The 13,990-nt window shown below is 64.8% G+C and carries 18 protein-coding genes and 1 pseudogene; 10 read left to right on the top strand and 9 right to left on the bottom strand.

Annotated features, from left to right (window positions below; translation table 11 throughout):
* A pseudogene (locus tag D5S08_RS15470) lies at nucleotides 1-365 on the bottom strand (hypothetical protein); the annotation flags it as partial.
* Between the two features lie 40 nt (nucleotides 366-405).
* Entirely contained in the window at nucleotides 406-1,314 is a 909-nt protein-coding gene (locus tag D5S08_RS15465) for a LysR family transcriptional regulator (RefSeq protein WP_121120095.1), read from the bottom strand.
* 124 nt (nucleotides 1,315-1,438) lie between these two features.
* Between D5S08_RS15465 and D5S08_RS15460 the strand changes: the two genes are divergently transcribed.
* Nucleotides 1,439-2,212 (top strand): SDR family NAD(P)-dependent oxidoreductase, encoded by a 774-nt coding sequence (locus D5S08_RS15460; RefSeq protein WP_121120101.1) that lies wholly within the window; start codon nucleotides 1,439-1,441, stop codon nucleotides 2,210-2,212.
* A gap of 7 nt (nucleotides 2,213-2,219) precedes the next feature.
* Entirely contained in the window at nucleotides 2,220-2,660 is a 441-nt protein-coding gene (locus D5S08_RS15455; protein WP_206610365.1) for a PPC domain-containing DNA-binding protein, read from the top strand.
* 47 nt (nucleotides 2,661-2,707) lie between these two features.
* Here D5S08_RS15455 and D5S08_RS15450 read toward each other — a convergent pair whose 3' ends face one another.
* Both D5S08_RS15450 and D5S08_RS15445 read right to left on the bottom strand, forming a co-directional pair.
* Nucleotides 2,708-3,703, bottom strand: coding sequence for a zinc-dependent alcohol dehydrogenase family protein (locus tag D5S08_RS15450; protein WP_121120094.1), 996 nt, complete (start codon nucleotides 3,701-3,703; stop codon nucleotides 2,708-2,710).
* A 225-nt stretch (nucleotides 3,704-3,928) separates the two neighbouring features.
* Nucleotides 3,929-4,525, bottom strand: a complete 597-nt coding sequence (locus tag D5S08_RS15445; RefSeq protein ID WP_206610364.1) for a TetR/AcrR family transcriptional regulator — start codon at nucleotides 4,523-4,525, stop codon at nucleotides 3,929-3,931.
* 113 nt (nucleotides 4,526-4,638) lie between these two features.
* On the opposite strand from D5S08_RS15445, the gene D5S08_RS15440 reads away from it, so the two are divergent.
* The 7 genes from D5S08_RS15440 (at nucleotide 4,639) to D5S08_RS15410 (ending at nucleotide 9,839) form a co-directional block, all read left to right on the top strand.
* Nucleotides 4,639-5,379, top strand: coding sequence for an SDR family NAD(P)-dependent oxidoreductase (locus D5S08_RS15440; protein WP_121120092.1), 741 nt, complete (start codon nucleotides 4,639-4,641; stop codon nucleotides 5,377-5,379).
* Nucleotides 5,380-5,390: 11 nt separating this feature from the next.
* Nucleotides 5,391-5,783, top strand: a complete 393-nt coding sequence (locus D5S08_RS15435) for a VOC family protein (protein WP_121120091.1) — start codon at nucleotides 5,391-5,393, stop codon at nucleotides 5,781-5,783.
* Between the two features lie 62 nt (nucleotides 5,784-5,845).
* The gene (locus tag D5S08_RS15430; RefSeq protein WP_121120090.1) at nucleotides 5,846-6,586 is read left to right on the top strand and encodes an SDR family NAD(P)-dependent oxidoreductase; all 741 of its coding nucleotides are present in this window, start codon (nucleotides 5,846-5,848) and stop codon (nucleotides 6,584-6,586) included.
* A gap of 53 nt (nucleotides 6,587-6,639) precedes the next feature.
* Nucleotides 6,640-7,437, top strand: a complete 798-nt coding sequence (locus D5S08_RS15425; protein WP_121120089.1) for a glucose 1-dehydrogenase — start codon at nucleotides 6,640-6,642, stop codon at nucleotides 7,435-7,437.
* A gap of 217 nt (nucleotides 7,438-7,654) precedes the next feature.
* The gene (locus D5S08_RS15420) at nucleotides 7,655-8,128 is read left to right on the top strand and encodes a nuclear transport factor 2 family protein (protein ID WP_121120088.1); all 474 of its coding nucleotides are present in this window, start codon (nucleotides 7,655-7,657) and stop codon (nucleotides 8,126-8,128) included.
* Nucleotides 8,128-8,862 (top strand): SDR family oxidoreductase, encoded by a 735-nt coding sequence (locus D5S08_RS15415; protein ID WP_241557466.1) that lies wholly within the window; start codon nucleotides 8,128-8,130, stop codon nucleotides 8,860-8,862. The genes D5S08_RS15420 and D5S08_RS15415 overlap by 1 nt, the downstream gene beginning before the upstream one ends.
* A 128-nt stretch (nucleotides 8,863-8,990) precedes the next feature.
* Nucleotides 8,991-9,839, top strand: coding sequence for a universal stress protein (locus D5S08_RS15410; protein WP_162302014.1), 849 nt, complete (start codon nucleotides 8,991-8,993; stop codon nucleotides 9,837-9,839).
* 163 nt (nucleotides 9,840-10,002) lie between these two features.
* Here D5S08_RS15410 and D5S08_RS15405 read toward each other — a convergent pair whose 3' ends face one another.
* Nucleotides 10,003-10,593: a DUF308 domain-containing protein gene (locus D5S08_RS15405; RefSeq protein ID WP_121120086.1), complete on the bottom strand. Its 591-nt coding sequence runs from the start codon at nucleotides 10,591-10,593 to the stop codon at nucleotides 10,003-10,005.
* Between the two features lie 181 nt (nucleotides 10,594-10,774).
* On the opposite strand from D5S08_RS15405, the gene D5S08_RS15400 reads away from it, so the two are divergent.
* Nucleotides 10,775-11,356 carry a TetR/AcrR family transcriptional regulator gene (locus D5S08_RS15400; RefSeq protein WP_121120085.1) on the top strand — a complete coding sequence of 194 codons (582 nt, stop codon included), beginning with the start codon at nucleotides 10,775-10,777 and terminating at the stop codon, nucleotides 11,354-11,356.
* 17 nt (nucleotides 11,357-11,373) lie between these two features.
* On the opposite strand, the gene D5S08_RS15395 is transcribed toward D5S08_RS15400, so the two are convergent.
* The 4 genes from D5S08_RS15395 to D5S08_RS15380 are packed head-to-tail and all read right to left on the bottom strand — an operon-like array spanning nucleotide 11,374 to nucleotide 13,889.
* A complete protein-coding gene (locus D5S08_RS15395) occupies nucleotides 11,374-12,363 on the bottom strand; it encodes a saccharopine dehydrogenase family protein (protein WP_121120084.1) in 990 nt (329 codons plus the stop codon).
* A 23-nt stretch (nucleotides 12,364-12,386) separates the two neighbouring features.
* On the bottom strand, nucleotides 12,387-12,743 hold the full coding sequence (locus D5S08_RS15390; RefSeq protein WP_121120083.1) for a nuclear transport factor 2 family protein: 357 nt from the start codon (nucleotides 12,741-12,743) through the stop codon (nucleotides 12,387-12,389).
* The gene (locus D5S08_RS15385) at nucleotides 12,733-13,134 is read right to left on the bottom strand and encodes a VOC family protein (RefSeq protein WP_121120082.1); all 402 of its coding nucleotides are present in this window, start codon (nucleotides 13,132-13,134) and stop codon (nucleotides 12,733-12,735) included. The genes D5S08_RS15390 and D5S08_RS15385 overlap by 11 nt, the downstream gene beginning before the upstream one ends.
* A gap of 11 nt (nucleotides 13,135-13,145) precedes the next feature.
* On the bottom strand, nucleotides 13,146-13,889 hold the full coding sequence (locus D5S08_RS15380; protein ID WP_121120081.1) for an SDR family NAD(P)-dependent oxidoreductase: 744 nt from the start codon (nucleotides 13,887-13,889) through the stop codon (nucleotides 13,146-13,148).
* Between the last annotated feature and the right edge of the window lie 101 nt (nucleotides 13,890-13,990).

Below are 13,990 nucleotides of genomic sequence, written 5' to 3'. Positions count from 1 at the left end.
AAACGGGTCGATCCATGATCCTTTGCCTGCGCCGCCGCCTGCAGCACGGCGCGCGGATCCATCAGCTTGCTTGCCTTGAGGCCAGTCTGGTGATGCGCCGATTGCGAGCAATAGCCGCAATCTTCCGGGCAGCCGCCGGTCTTGACCGACAGCAAGGTCGCAAGCTGGACCTCGTCCGGACGATGGTGAGCGCGGTGCACCTCGGCGGCCTGGAACACCAGTTCGGTGAACGGAAGGTCGAACAGCGCGGCAATGTCCTCGCGCGTCCAGTCGCCACGTCGATCCTGCGTGGAGGGCAAGGATGCACGCGCATCGGCATTGGCGAAACTACTCTCAACCGGCATTTCGTGCTCCGCTTTGATCATTCCGGACGGCTATGTCGCGATCTGCGCAGGGCGTGCAAGCTTATGCGTCCTCACCCATGAAGGCGCGAAGGCGCGGCACGAAGAAGTCTAGGAATACCCGCACGCGGGCGGGCAGGCGCTGCGGACCAAGATACAGGGCGGCGATCTGCTCCTCGTCGCCGACTCCCGCTGCGCCGAGGACCTCGACGAGGCGCCCTGCGGCAAGGTCGGCGCGCGCGTGGTAGTCGCCGATGCGCGCGAGGCCGGCTCCCGCAACTGCCAGCCGGCGGACGGTCTCGCCATTGTTGGCCAGCAGCGTACCCGTCACCATCCGGTCCACGATCCGCCCGCCCGTTCGCATCGGCCAGACCGGCTGTAATCGCTGGAAGTTGAAGCCCAGGCAGTTGTGGTGGTCGAGATCCTCGACACTCTCCGGCGCACCAGCCCGGTCGAGATAGGCTGGGGACGCGACGATCATCCGCCGCGCCGTGCCGATCCGGCGCGATGTCAGCGATGAATCAGCCAGGCCGCCAACTCGGAAGGCGATGTCGGTTCGCTCGAGGTACAGATCGGCCATTTCGTCGGACAGCGACAGATCGACGATGATGTTGGGGTGCACTTCCCAGAACTCCGGCAGCAGCGGCTCGATCGCGATGGTGCCGAAGGCCACCGACGCGTTGACCCGGACGCTGCCGCTTGCACCCGCACTGCCCACGGCAAGCTCGCGTTCCAGCTCCTCGAGCTCGGCCAGCATCCTGTGCGCCCGCTCGTGATAGACGTGCCCTTCGGTCGTGAGTGACAGGCGCCGGGTCGATCGCTCCACCAGCCGCACGCCCAGGCGGCCCTCCAGCCGGGCGACCAGCTTGGACACTGTGGATGGCGTCATCACCAGACGCCGGGCCGCTGCGGAGAAGCTGCCCTCCTCCGCCACGGCGACAAACACCTGCATCTCGCCGGCACGGTTATCCATCTGCCCACCCTGATCTGTGATTTCGGTTCAAAGCTTATGTGGAGCGCGGCGCAATTATCAACGCCTGCTGCGGCCGCCATATCGCGATCGAGACTGACGATGATCGTAGTCGAGAGGAGACATGATGGACCTGCAACTCAACGGAAAGACTGCGCTCGTGACCGGATCGACCGCCGGCATCGGGCTGGAGATCGCCCGCCGTCTCGCCGCCGAGGGCGCGGATGTGGTGATCTGTGGCCGCAACCAGGCCAAGCTGGACGCGGCCGCAAGCGAGGTCGGTGCGCGGGGCATCCTCGCCGATCCTGCCACGGCGGAAGGTGCCGCGACACTGGTGACTGCGGTGCCGGACGTCGATATCCTCGTGAACAATCTCGGCATCTATGAGGCAAAGCCCTTCGGCGAGATCACCGATGATGACTGGCGGCGCTTCTTCGAGGTCAATGTCCTATCCGGCGCGCGGCTCGCCCGCACCTACTTCCCCGGCATGATCGACCGCGACTGGGGCCGGGTGATCTTCATCGCCAGCGAATCCGCGGTCATGGTGCCGTCCGACATGATCCACTACGGCATGACCAAGACGGCGCAGCTCGCCATCTCGCGCGGGCTGGCGGGGCTTACGAAGGGCACGCGCGTGACGGTGAACACCGTGATGCCGGGCACGACGCGGTCCGAAGGGATCGTCGACTTTCTGAAAAGCGTGGCCGAGGATCCCGACGCGCCTGAAGCGGAGATCGAGCGCGCCTTCTTCGCCAAGGACCGCGCGACATCGCTGATCCAGCGCATGATCGAGCCCGAGGAGATTGCCGCGCTGGTCGCCTATGTCGCCAGCCCGCTGTCATCGGCTACCAACGGCGCCGCATTGCGCGTCGATGGCGGCATCACCCCCACGATCGTCTGAGGGCAGCATGGGCGATCCTGTCCGTCACCTGGCCATTCCTGCCGGGTTCCTGATGGTCCTGCAGCAGGGCGACGACGTGCTCGCCCGTCTGGAGGCGCTGATACGGGCCGAGGACATACCTTTGGCCAGCATCACCGGCTTCGGCTTCGCCGGCCAGGCGCGGTTCGGCTTCTTCGACTTCGATCGCAGGGACTATGATCCGCGTGAGTTCGAGGATCTGGAGATCGCCGGCCTGACTGGCACATTGGCATGGATGGACGGGGAGCCGTCCCTTCATGTGCATGCCAGCGGTGGCGACCGCAATGGCCTTGCAGTCGTCGGGCACGTGTTGGAGCTGACTGTCGGGCGCGGGTCGTTCGAGATCACGATCATTGTGCATCCGCACAGGCTGCAGCGAGAAGTGGATTCAGCGGTCGGCGCCAAGGTCCTGCAATTGCGCCAGAACTAGGGCCGGCATGGCGGGGCACCGGCGGTCGGTGCCCCGCTCTCTGCTGATCAGGTGGTCATGACGACCTTGCCGCCGAGGCTGCCTTCCTCCATCCGGCGGTGGGCCGCCTGCACTTCTTCCAACGGGAAGATGCTGTCGATCCGTGGCTTGAAGGCGCCGGATGCAACGGCGCTGCGGATGTAGTGCTTGGCTGCGTCGAACCGCTCGGGCACGTCGGTCAGCTCGAAGAGGTCAACGAAGGACAAGCTGCGCCGGTCGAGAGCGACCAGCGGGACATCGACGCGTGCAGCGTTGATGTCGGGCGAGGATTGCGCGCCGTAGCTGAACACGCTGCCGCCTTCCGCGAGACTGAAGACGCATTGTGCCAGCAGCGTGCCGCCGACGGTATCCAGCACGACCTTGGCTCCTTTGCCACCGGTGGCGGTCTTGACGGCCTCGCTCAGGATTTCGTCATCCGTGGCGATCGCATGGTGTGCACCTAGGTCGAGCAGTTCCCGCTTGCGCGCTGCGGTGCGGGTCGTGGCGAGGACGGTCGCGCCCATGTCGCGGGCGAACTGGATCAGCGCGCTGCCGACGGGCGATGTTCCCGCGGTCACCACGACAAAGTCACCGCTGTCAACCGGCACCTTGGAAATGAGGTTGTAGGCCTGAAGCGCGGCCATCCAGACCGCCGCTTCCTCCGTCGCGCTCAACCCTTCGATGGACTTCACCAAGGTCGAGGCAGGAACGTTGGCGTGGGTCGCATAGGTACCGGTGCCGACGAAGGGTGTCTGCAGCGGCAGGATTGTCACCCGGTCGCCAACCGTATGCCCCTTCACCTGATCACCGACCTCGGTGATGATGCCGACAGCCTCCACCCCCAACACCGAAGGTAGCGTCGGCGGGATGGCATAGAAGTTCCGCCGGTAAAGCGCTTCGAAGCGGTTGACCCCGATCGCCTCGATCCTGACCTGGACTTCGTCCGGGCCGATCGCAGCCAGTTCAAAGGGTTCAACCTTCAGGACTTCGGGTCCGCCGATCTCGGAGAATGTAACGTGAAGCATGATGATGTTCTCTGACGTTGGAGCGCGCGTGATCCATTCAGCTGCAGGCACGCCCTTGCGGCGCAGCCACGCTGATCAACGGGGGCGCTTGAAACCCGCCCAGCTACGCCGAAACGTGAGCTAGTAGTGAACACTATACCAACCCTGCCGTGACAGGGCAAGATAATAGCGATCACTACAATAAGTGTCTCGGGTGAGCCGCTGCGTGCCAGTCACCCATGATGATCAGGAGGAGGGCGCCTTTGGCAAAGTCGCCTTGAACATCTCGCCAGCCTTCTCGGCGGCGGCCTGCAGCCGCGCGGGTTCCATGCCGGTGAAGGCCGCGGCCGAAAGCCCCCGTACCATCGTGATGACAAGGTCGGCGAGTGCTTCGCCCTGCTCGGGAGCGCGCTGGCGAATCTCGTCCGAGATCGTGCCGATCATCACCGCGCTGATCTCGCCGGCAATGGCGCGTGCCTCGGGATCGGCCGCACGCGCTCCCTCCGTCACCAGGCAGCCCCGGCAGGCTGCATCGCGTGAATACTGCTCGGCCGCCGACACGAGGAGGAACGCGACCGCCTCCCCAAGGTCGCGACCATCAAAGATGGCCGATGCTGGAAGAGACTGCTCGGCCGCGTAGCGACGCAAGGCATGTTCGTAGAGGCCCAGCTTGCTGCCGTAGGCGGCGTAGAGACTGGGGGGATTGATATTCAGCGCCTCGGTCAGGTCCGCAACGCTGACCCCGTCATAGCCCTTCTGGTGGAAGAGGCGCTGAGCCCGCTCCACGCCGAGTTGCCGGTCGAACGGCCGCCTGGGCTGCCGCTTGCGTGCGCTCTCACTCACTGCATCCTCCTTTGATGCCACGAATATAGCGTTTGCTACAAAAAATCACAACGGCCCCTTGCACCTGAGTTGTAGCGATCCCTATTATGCCGCAAGCAACAGGAGTGACGGAGATGATGGCAGACGCGAAAGTCGCGCTGGTAACCGGCGGCAGCAGCGGCATCGGGCTGGCGATTGCAACCAAGATGGCGTCGCTCGGGATGCGGGTGATCGTCACCGGCCGGCGGCAGGACGCGCTGGACAGGACGGTGGCGACACTGGGCGAAAACGTGTCCGGCATCGCCGCGGACGTCACCAGCCTTGCTGATCTGGAGGCGCTGTTTTCCCAAATCCGCGCCGAATTCGGCCGGATCGACGTCCTCGTCGCCAATGCGGGCGGCGGTGTCCACGCGCCGCTCGGGCAGATCACCGAGGCGAACTTCGACCGGCAGTTCGACACCAACGTGAAGGGCATCGTCTTCACCGTGCAGGGCGCGCTGCCGCTGCTGCAGCCGGGCTCGTCGATCGTGATCGTCGGCTCGACCTCCTCCATCGATCCGGGTCCATCAATGAGCATCTATGGCGCCACCAAGGCGGCGGTCCGCAATCTGGTGAGAAGCTGGGTCAGCGACCTGAAGGGCACCGGCATCCGCATCAACATTGTCAGCCCGGGCCCCACGAACACCCAATCTCTGCGCGATGCATTCGGCGACCAGGTGGAAGCGAGCATGGCCTTCCTGCACGACAAGAGCCCGATCGGCCGCATCGGCGAGCCGGAGGAGATCGCCGAGGTCGCCGCCTTCCTCGCCAGCGATGCCGCCAGCTACGTCAACGGCATCGAACTGTTCGCCGATGGCGGCGCGTCGCAGACCTGACGGGGAGCATCATGGACATCATCAACCACATCGAACTGGCGATGGCGGACGTCGAGGCGTCCCGGCGTTTCTACGAAGCGGCGCTGGAGCCCCTTGGCCTGTCGCTGGTCATCGGCATCGACGCGGCGCAGACCGGGCGTGGAACCCCGCGCTACGGCTTTGGCCGGGACGGCTACCCCGGCCTGTGGATGCACGGGGCGGCTGGCGACAGGCTCCCCATCCATGTCGCCTTCACCGCCGCAGACAGGAAAGCGGTCGACGCGTTCCACGCAGCCGCACTGGCCGCTGACGGGCGTGACAATGGCGGGCCCGGCATCCGGCAGCGATATCACCCTGCCTATTACGCGGCCTACGTGTTCGATCCCGACGGCAACAACATCGAGGCCGTTTGCCAGACCCTATAGCCGCAGTTGGGTCGGCGCGATCGGCGCCTCCTTTCCAGACTTCACGATCAAAGGACTTCATCATGTCATTCGCTGACAGGGTCGCTATCGTAACCGGCGGAACGTCGGGCATCGGGCTTGCCATCGCGCAGGAACTCGCATTCCGCGGCGCGCAGGTCATCATCACAGGGCGCAAGCGCGACAAGCTCGACCAGGCCGTCGCCACGCTCGGCGGTAGTGCCGAAGGCGTGCAGGCCGAAATGTCGGACCTCGCCGATCTCGACCGGCTGTACGCCTATGTGCAGGCAAGACACGGCCGGCTCGACCTGCTGGTCGCCAATGCCGGCGCAGGCGAGGTGGTGCCGCTGCAGGCGATCACCGAAGAGCATTTCGACCGCGCCTTCGACGCCAATGTAAAAGGGGTGACCTTCTCGGTTCAGAAGGCTTTGCCGCTGATGGGGCAGGGCAGCGCGATTGTCATCATCGGTTCGACCTCCTCGGTCCAGCCCGGCCCCGGGCTCAGCGTCTATGGCGGCACCAAGGCGGCTTTGCGTGCGATGGTGCGCGGCTGGGTGATGGACATCAAGGGATCGGGCATCCGCATCAACATCGTCAGCCCCGGCCCGGTGGACACCGCCTCGCTGCGCCCGTTTCTGGGCGACCAGGCCGACGAGGCCTTGGCCTATCTTGCCGGCCGCAGCACGATTGGCCGCATCGGCCGGCCGGAGGAGATCGCCCGCACGGTCGCGTTCCTGGGCAGCGACGCCGCCAGCTACATCAACGGCACCGAGCTGTTCGCCGATGGCGGAGCCGCGCAGGTCTGACCGGCCCTGAGTTCCGAGCTTCCATCCCGTCAATCCCAGATGAAGGATCAATCATGAATTATGCAACTCCCGCCGATCGCCTGGCCGGCAAGGTGGCGCTGATAACCGGCGCTGCCCGAGGTCAGGGGTCGGCGCACGGCCGCGTGCTGGCAGCAGCGGGCGCCCGCGTCGTGCTTGGCGACATCCTGGATGAGGACGGGCAGGCCCTGGCGGCGGAGATCGGTGACGCTGCGATCTATGTCCGGCTGGACGTTACCTCCCCATCGGACTGGGCTGCTGCCGTCGCGGCGGCGACCGACCGCTTCGGCCGGCTCGACGTCCTGGTGAACAACGCGGGCATCGGCTTCTCGGCAAGGGTCGAGGACACCACGCTCGCCGACTGGAGGCGCGTGCTGGACGTCAACCTGACCGGACCGTGGATCGGTATCCAGGCGGCGCTTCCGGCACTGAGGCAGAGCGGCGGCGGATCGATCGTGAACATCTCCTCGGTCGACGGGCTGATGGGCATGGCGACGCTGCATCCATATGTTGCATCCAAGTTCGGCCTGCGCGGCATCACGAAGTCGCTCGCGGCCGAGCTCGGGCAGCACGGCATCCGGGTCAACTCCGTGCATCCGGGCTATGTCGATACGCCGATGGTCCGTGGCATAGGCATGCTGCCGGAACACATGTTCATCCCTCTCGGGCGCGGCGCGAGGCCGGACGAGATTTCCCAGCTCGTGCTCTATCTGGCGAGTGACGAAGCCGGCTTCGTGACCGGGGCGGAGTTCGTCATCGACGGCGGACAGACGGCGCACTTGCCGCTGACCGAGGCGTTCGCCAACCGCGCGCAGGCCGACAAGGCAGCCTGACACAACCCTATCGAGGACGTGGGTATCCCCCCACCATCCGGTCTCATGCCTGCCATGACGCCGGTCCCGCGTCCCGATCCCTGCCGGGCTCACCCCCCTTGCCCGCAGGGTGCCGCCGCCCAGCCTGAGAACACCACCGCCGGGCGGCGGCCCACCTTATTCGAATATAGCAGTCACGATCAGCGGCGGAAGCGCTGCGCAATCCGGAAGGAAAATCATGTCTACCGAAGCCCCCAACGCCCTCGACCGCATCGTCATCGAAAGCGCGATCCACCGCCTGCTTGCGGCTTACGCCCACAATCTGGATGACGGGAAGACCGGTGCGAACGCCGACCTGCTGGCGAACGCGCGATTCAAGGTGGTCGATACTGTGGTCAGCGGCCGGGACGCCGTGGAACACTTCCTGAAGACCAACCTGCAGTACCATGCCGATGGCACGCCCAGGACCTGGCACAGCGTATCCAACGTCCTCATCGACATCGACGGACCCACGACCGCCCGGTCCTCCTGCTATTTCACCGTTCATCAGGAAGCGCCGGGCCTGCCTTTGCAGCCGATCGTGACCGGCCGTTATTTGGATACGTTCGAGCTTCATGAAGGCGAGTGGCGTTTCGCCTCACGCGAGATCGAGCCCCGGCTGTTCGGTGAACTCGGGCACCATGTGGCGCCTGCCGTCGCTGCCGCAGTTTGATGGCGATGCCCGACAGCCGGCAGGCGCTGATCACCGGAGCCAACAAGGGTATCGGCCTGGCCATCGCAAGGGAACTGGCAGAGAAGGGACTTGCGGTCTGGATCGGCGCCCGCGATCCGGTGCGTGGCGGAGACGCGGTCCGCGCCTTGGTGGATGAGGGGCTTGATGCTCACCTGCTGGAAATCGATGTCGCCGACCATGGCAGCGTGCTGCGCGCAGCGGCAGAGCTGTCGACGCGGATCGGGGCGCTGCATGTCCTCGTCAACAATGCCGGCATCATCCTCGACGCGGCAACGGCGCCAAGCGAGGTCTCGATCAAGGCCGTGAAATCCACCTACGAGGTGAACCTGTTCGGGCCGATCCGGGTGACCCAGGCCTTCCTGCCGCTGCTGAAGGCGGCAGGGGATGCGCGGATCGTGAACATGGGCAGCGGCTTGGGGTCGCTCACGCTGGTCACGGATCCGACGTCGATCTACTCGTCGGTCAACACTCTTGGCTACACCTCGTCCAAGGTGGCGCTCAATGCGGTGACTGTCGCCTTCGCCAAGGAGCTGGAGCCGCACGGGATCAAGGTCAATACGGTCGAACCCGGTAACGTCAGGACCGACCTGAACGGCAATACCGGCGTGCTCACGCCCGACGAAGGCGCCGCCATTGCGGTGCGGATGGCGATGATCGGCAGCGACGGCCCGACCGGCGGCTTCTTCGCAAGCCACGGCAGGCAACCGTGGTGATCCGCACGCCCTGATGAGCGAAGCGGTCCTGGGCGGTGCCTGGTCATCGCTGCCTGATGCACAATCACCGAGCCACGCGCCGGGTCGTCCGCAACCCGGCGTCGTCGTGGCTCATCTTGGAGGATCATATGATCCCGATCTGGAAAGACGTCGCGGTGTTCCTCGATTCCACACCGGAAGGCGTGGCCATAGGACGGCATGCCGCAGCCCTGGCGCGCCGGCACGAGGCTCATCTCGTGGGGATCTATGGTCTTTCGCATAGCGAGGTCCACCGCGAGGAGACATACGCCCGAGGCCCGGCGGCGCTACGAAGCGTCTACGCGCGGATGCGGAATGCCGATGCCGTCAAGTCGACGGCTGCGGCGCGTGCGTTCGCCCAGATGTCGGACGAGTTCGGCATCAGCTCTGAATTTCGTTTGGTGTGGCGCAACGATCAGAGCGATGACGGCGCTTTGAAGGCGCTGCACTGCGACCTCATCGTTGCTGCGCATCCCCGGCCGGACGACTTGCCGCATAATTGGTCGGCGGAAAGGCTGCTGCTTGTCACTGGAACACCAGTGTTGCTGGTGCCCAGCCAATGGTCCGGCGCGACGATCGGCACGACGGTGCTCGTAGCATGGAACCGAAGCCGCGAAGCGAGGCGTGCGGTGAACGACGCCATGCCATTCATCACGACCGCAGAAAGAGTGGTGATCCTCACGGTCGACAGTGACCGCGATCCTGCGCGCTTCGGAAGCGAACCCGGCACCCACCTGGCTGAGCATCTCGCGCGGCACGATGCTCACGCACAAATCGTGGAGGTCTCGTCAGAGGGTACGACCGTTGCAGCAGCGATCCTGGCGGAGGCGGCTCACCAGAATGCGGACCTGCTGGTGATCGGCGCCTACAGTCATCCGCGAACGGCCGAGATATTGTTCGGCGGGGTTACCCGATCCCTGTTGGGCGAGACGCATTTGCCGATGCTTATCTCACGTTGAAGAAACCGGCCACTACGCTTCAGGCGGGGGAACCGCTCTGAACCGGGATGATCCTCTCCTCCCTGGAAAGATGAGGATCATCACTTGGTCTCATGCTCCCTGCGCCGCTCATGCATCAATCAGCCCGGACGGGCTGGGTGCAGAATGTCATTTCAGACGATGGTCAGGCGGTGACGCCGCTCGAGGCCCGACGCGCATCGCCAATGGCAAGCCAGACGGCCGCCACGAGGAAGTAGAAGGCGCCGAACGCCGCATATGGCGCGATGTCGGCGATGCCGACCGGATCAGGACCCGCCGCCACCTTGAGCATAAAGCCACCAGCCAGGATCGACTGGGCACCGCTGAGGATCATCGCCCATTGCGCACCATAGGTCTTCCAGCGACGTGCCCCGGTCACGAGCTGGAACAGCCCCGCCAGCGCGGCCCATACGCCAAACGCCTGCAGAACGGCATTGTTGCTTCTGCTGAGGGCTACTGCAACCGCCACTGCCGTGACAAGGCTGACAACGAAGTTCAGCATCTGGCTTGTATTGCGGCACAGCCCGCCGCTGCGGCTTGCATCCACGAAATTCGCGCCCGCATCCCACAATGGATAGGCGACAAGCATCACGGCCGCGAGAGCCGGCGTGGTTCCGGCAAGCGTGAACGCAAGCGCCACCCAGATTGCCGAGAAGCCGAAGCGAGCGAAGTAGTAGCGTTTCAGCCAGTTCGAGGACGATTGAATCAGGCTGTGATTGTCTGTGTGCAGTGACATCGTTGTTCTCCTTGCCCTGCCGACCTACTAGAAGGTAGGCTGTGGCGTCAACGACAATCGAGGATAGGACCACGCCCGTGGATCACGCCGTTCCGACCACCGGGCTGCGCCTCTTCGTCGCTGCGTACGATTTGCACGCCGCGGAGTTCGCTCTATACCCAACCTATCAGGAGGTAGGTTCGTGAGTGCTGCAGTTGGTAATACCGCGGGGAAGCTGGTCGATGGCGCCACGCAACTGATCATGCGCGGCGGCTATAACGGCTTCAGCTACGCGGATCTGGCACAGCGCTACGGCATCCGGAAGCCGAGCATCCACCATCATTTCCCGTCGAAGGTGGATCTTGTCATGGCTGTCGTCGAGCAGGGCCGTGCCAGGATCCGTGCCCAGATCACGGCAGTGAAGGAGAGTTCACCGGACGCGATGGACCAGCTGCTCACCTACACCGGATACTGGGAACGCTGCATTCGGGATCAGAGCGCACCCTTTTGCCTTGCAGGTGTGCTGGCGGCCGAGCTGCCGAGCCTGCCAGACCAAGTTGCGACAGCGGTTCAAGGCCATTTCGCCGACCTTGCCGAGTGGCTCCGGAACGTACTGACCCTTGGTGTCCAGCAAGGATCAGTGCGTCTGGATCAGTCCCCCGATATGGAGGCGGAGGACTTCATGGCGGCGGTATACGGCGCAATGCTCGTCGCTCGCGCATTCGACGATCCCGACCGCTTTGCCCGCATCATCGAGTCGCTGATCGCCCGCATCCGCAACTGAGAAGTGGGCATCGTCGATCAAAGATCGACGATGGTGGTATCGGCGATCGTTTCGGCGAAGCCGTCGCCGAACAGCCCGGCGGGAGTCTGGAACCCTGCCTGGACTTCTCCGCCGACCACGCGTCGCGCTGCCTCCGCGGCCGCCAGCGTCGTGAATGTGTAGCCGTTCACGGTGTCGAGAATGGAGCGCACGACGGTGCCGTCCTCGCCCGTGACCTCGACTGCCGCGTGATAGCGATTGGCCTCTCGCTGCTCTCGCGTGGGACCATCCGGCATCGCCGCGAGATCGCCTTCGGGAAAGGCGCCATCTGTCACATGCACATACGTATCGATGTTAGGGATGCCGGTGGCCCGCGAGATCGTGATCAGTTCGGGCAGGGTGACCGGGAAGGCAGTGGCGGGCCCATCGCCGAAGTCGAATTCACGTACCTCGTCTGATGCCCGGCTCACGAGTTCCCCGTCTACCCTGTGGAGCGTTTCCGTTGTCACGTTCTCGCTCGCGCTGACCGCCGATCCACGCGAGAAGCCGCCCGCCACATGGAGGGCGATGCTCAGCTTGCACGGGCTGGCCACCCGCCGCGCGGCATGCCCGGCGAGGCATCCGAGCATCGCGACACTACCGCCACTGCCCGGTAGAAGCATGACACCAGCCGCCTGTGCGGCCTGATCGTACCGCTCCGCGAGACGATAGCTGTCCAGTTCGGCCGCGATGTCGAGGTAGTGCGCGCCGGCGGAAAGGCAGGCCTGGATCAGCGGCTCCGCCGTCCGCATGAATGGCCCCGCGCAATTGAGCAGCACGGCGATGCCGGAAAGCGCCCGTTCCCGCGCCGGAACATCGTCGACCGCGAACAGTCGATACTCGGCGCCCATCTCCGCAGCCAGTGCCTCCAACCTGCTCTCGTCCCCCGGTCTGCCCGCGAGAACCACCTCGACCCCGGCCGCTCTCGCATTTGCGGTCGCCATGCGGCCGGTGTAGCCGGCGGCCCCATAGATCATCAGCCTGTTCATCGTGTTGAGTACTTTCTTTCGGATTATTCAAAATCGGCATCGATGCGGACGATCAGCCCTGCGGGATCTGTCACGATCTCCAGCAGACCGATTTCGTGTCCGAAGTCGCCGGTGAAATCGACGCGTATGCGCGCCTGCCGCTCACCGATGCTCGTGATGGAGAGCAGCCGGGTGGCGGTTTGATAGCCGAGGAAGAACCGCTCGACATAGTCGCGCACGCCGGCTTGCCCGTCGAACCGGGAGCCCGTGGACGGATCGTCGATCACGGCGTCGGCAGCGAACAGCGCAAGCGCCGCCTCTACGTCGAAGGCGTTTGTCGCGGCGATGAATCTGTCGACGACAGGGCGCAGGTCGCCGCCGGTCCCGGCCTCAGTCGTCATGCTGCCAGCTCTTGAAGACGAATTCGAGGCTATAGCCGTCCGGGTCGCGGACCTGCGCAGCATAGTAGCGGGGATCGTAGTGCAGCTGCGGTCCCGGCGGATGGATCTGGGCAGCCCCGGCGGCCATGGCGGCGGCGTGCGCCTCGTCCACCATCGCCGCGGATGCGGCAATGAAGCCGACGTGGACGGCGCCTGGTGCAGCTTCGCCCTGCCGCAGCCAGAAGAACATCCGGCCCTCCGCGCCAAAGCCCTTTAGGTCGGGATGGCCGGGCGGGCCATCCTTGCCATCATAGTCGAGGCGCCGGGCAATGCCGAGCACGGGCAGCACCTGCTCGTAGAAGGCGATCGAGCGATCGGTATCGCTCACGGTCAGAAAGATGTGGTCGAGCATGGGGCCCTCCTTCAGATGATGTAGCCGCCAGAGACTTCGATGTTCTGGGCGTTGATCCAGCGATTGTCGTCCGACAGGAGGCTGGCGATCATGCAGCCCACATCGTCCGGCTCGCCGACCCTGCCCAAGGCCGTCTGGCCCGCGAGCATGGCTTCGAACTCGTCATTGAGGCCGCCGCCCAGATCGGTCCTGATCGCACCGGGCGCGATCGAATTGGCGCGGATGCGACGATCGCCGAACTCCTTGGCCATGTAGCGGGTCAGCACCTGCAGGCCGCCCTTGAAGGAGGCATAGGGCGCAACGCCAGCGGTTGCGACCCGGGTGGTGGCGCTACCGACATTCACGATGTGGCCGCCGTCGGCCATCAGCGGCAGCAAGGCTCGCGTCAGGAAAAACGGGCCCTTCAAATGCACACGGAACAGTCCGTCGAATTCCTCCTCCGTCACCGTGGCGATCGGGTTATAGACGCCGTAACCGGCATTGTTGACGAGTGCGTCGAAAGTGTCGCGGCCCCAACTCGCCTGCAGCGCATTCCGGACCTCGTCGCCAAAGCCTGGAAAGCTGGCACTGTCGCCCACATCGAGCTGCAGGGCGTTCGCCTTTCCCCCATCCGCTTCGATCGCGCCGACGATCCGTGCCGCCGCCTCCGGGTTGCTGTTGTAGGTCAGGACGACGCCCATGCCGTGCTTGGCGCACTGGATGGCGGCGCTGGCCCCGAGGCCGCGGCTGCCGCCGGTGATGATGACGATGCTCATTGCTGCTCCTACAGATTGGATGAACAGCGTTGTGCAGTGGCCAGCCCTGGCGCGCTCACTCGATTCTGCCGGACACTTGCCTGATTGTGCTTTTGTGTTGC

The organism is Croceibacterium ferulae, assembly GCF_003660445.1.
Classification (GTDB): domain Bacteria; phylum Pseudomonadota; class Alphaproteobacteria; order Sphingomonadales; family Sphingomonadaceae; genus Croceibacterium; species Croceibacterium ferulae.
This window is presented reverse-complemented; position numbering and strand designations above follow the sequence as displayed.

Bases quoted from the DNA above. Each gene is read 5' to 3' on its own strand.
- D5S08_RS15435 (WP_121120091.1), top strand. From the start codon at position 5,391: ATGGACATCATCAACCACATCGAACTGGCGATGGCGGACGTCGAGGCG.
- D5S08_RS15465 (WP_121120095.1), bottom strand. From the start codon at position 1,314: ATGGATAACCGTGCCGGCGAGATGCAGGTGTTTGTCGCCGTGGCGGAG.
- D5S08_RS15460 (WP_121120101.1), top strand. From the start codon at position 1,439: ATGGACCTGCAACTCAACGGAAAGACTGCGCTCGTGACCGGATCGACC.
- D5S08_RS15385 (WP_121120082.1), bottom strand. From the start codon at position 13,134: ATGCTCGACCACATCTTTCTGACCGTGAGCGATACCGATCGCTCGATC.
- D5S08_RS15395 (WP_121120084.1), bottom strand. From the start codon at position 12,363: ATGAACAGGCTGATGATCTATGGGGCCGCCGGCTACACCGGCCGCATG.
- D5S08_RS15430 (WP_121120090.1), top strand. From the start codon at position 5,846: ATGTCATTCGCTGACAGGGTCGCTATCGTAACCGGCGGAACGTCGGGC.
- D5S08_RS15420 (WP_121120088.1), top strand. From the start codon at position 7,655: ATGTCTACCGAAGCCCCCAACGCCCTCGACCGCATCGTCATCGAAAGC.
- D5S08_RS15415 (WP_241557466.1), top strand. From the start codon at position 8,128: ATGGCGATGCCCGACAGCCGGCAGGCGCTGATCACCGGAGCCAACAAG.
- D5S08_RS15380 (WP_121120081.1), bottom strand. From the start codon at position 13,889: ATGAGCATCGTCATCATCACCGGCGGCAGCCGCGGCCTCGGGGCCAGC.
- D5S08_RS15390 (WP_121120083.1), bottom strand. From the start codon at position 12,743: ATGACGACTGAGGCCGGGACCGGCGGCGACCTGCGCCCTGTCGTCGAC.
- D5S08_RS15410 (WP_162302014.1), top strand. From the start codon at position 8,991: ATGATCCCGATCTGGAAAGACGTCGCGGTGTTCCTCGATTCCACACCG.
- D5S08_RS15455 (WP_206610365.1), top strand. From the start codon at position 2,220: ATGGGCGATCCTGTCCGTCACCTGGCCATTCCTGCCGGGTTCCTGATG.
- D5S08_RS15425 (WP_121120089.1), top strand. From the start codon at position 6,640: ATGAATTATGCAACTCCCGCCGATCGCCTGGCCGGCAAGGTGGCGCTG.
- D5S08_RS15450 (WP_121120094.1), bottom strand. From the start codon at position 3,703: ATGCTTCACGTTACATTCTCCGAGATCGGCGGACCCGAAGTCCTGAAG.
- D5S08_RS15405 (WP_121120086.1), bottom strand. From the start codon at position 10,593: ATGTCACTGCACACAGACAATCACAGCCTGATTCAATCGTCCTCGAAC.
- D5S08_RS15440 (WP_121120092.1), top strand. From the start codon at position 4,639: ATGATGGCAGACGCGAAAGTCGCGCTGGTAACCGGCGGCAGCAGCGGC.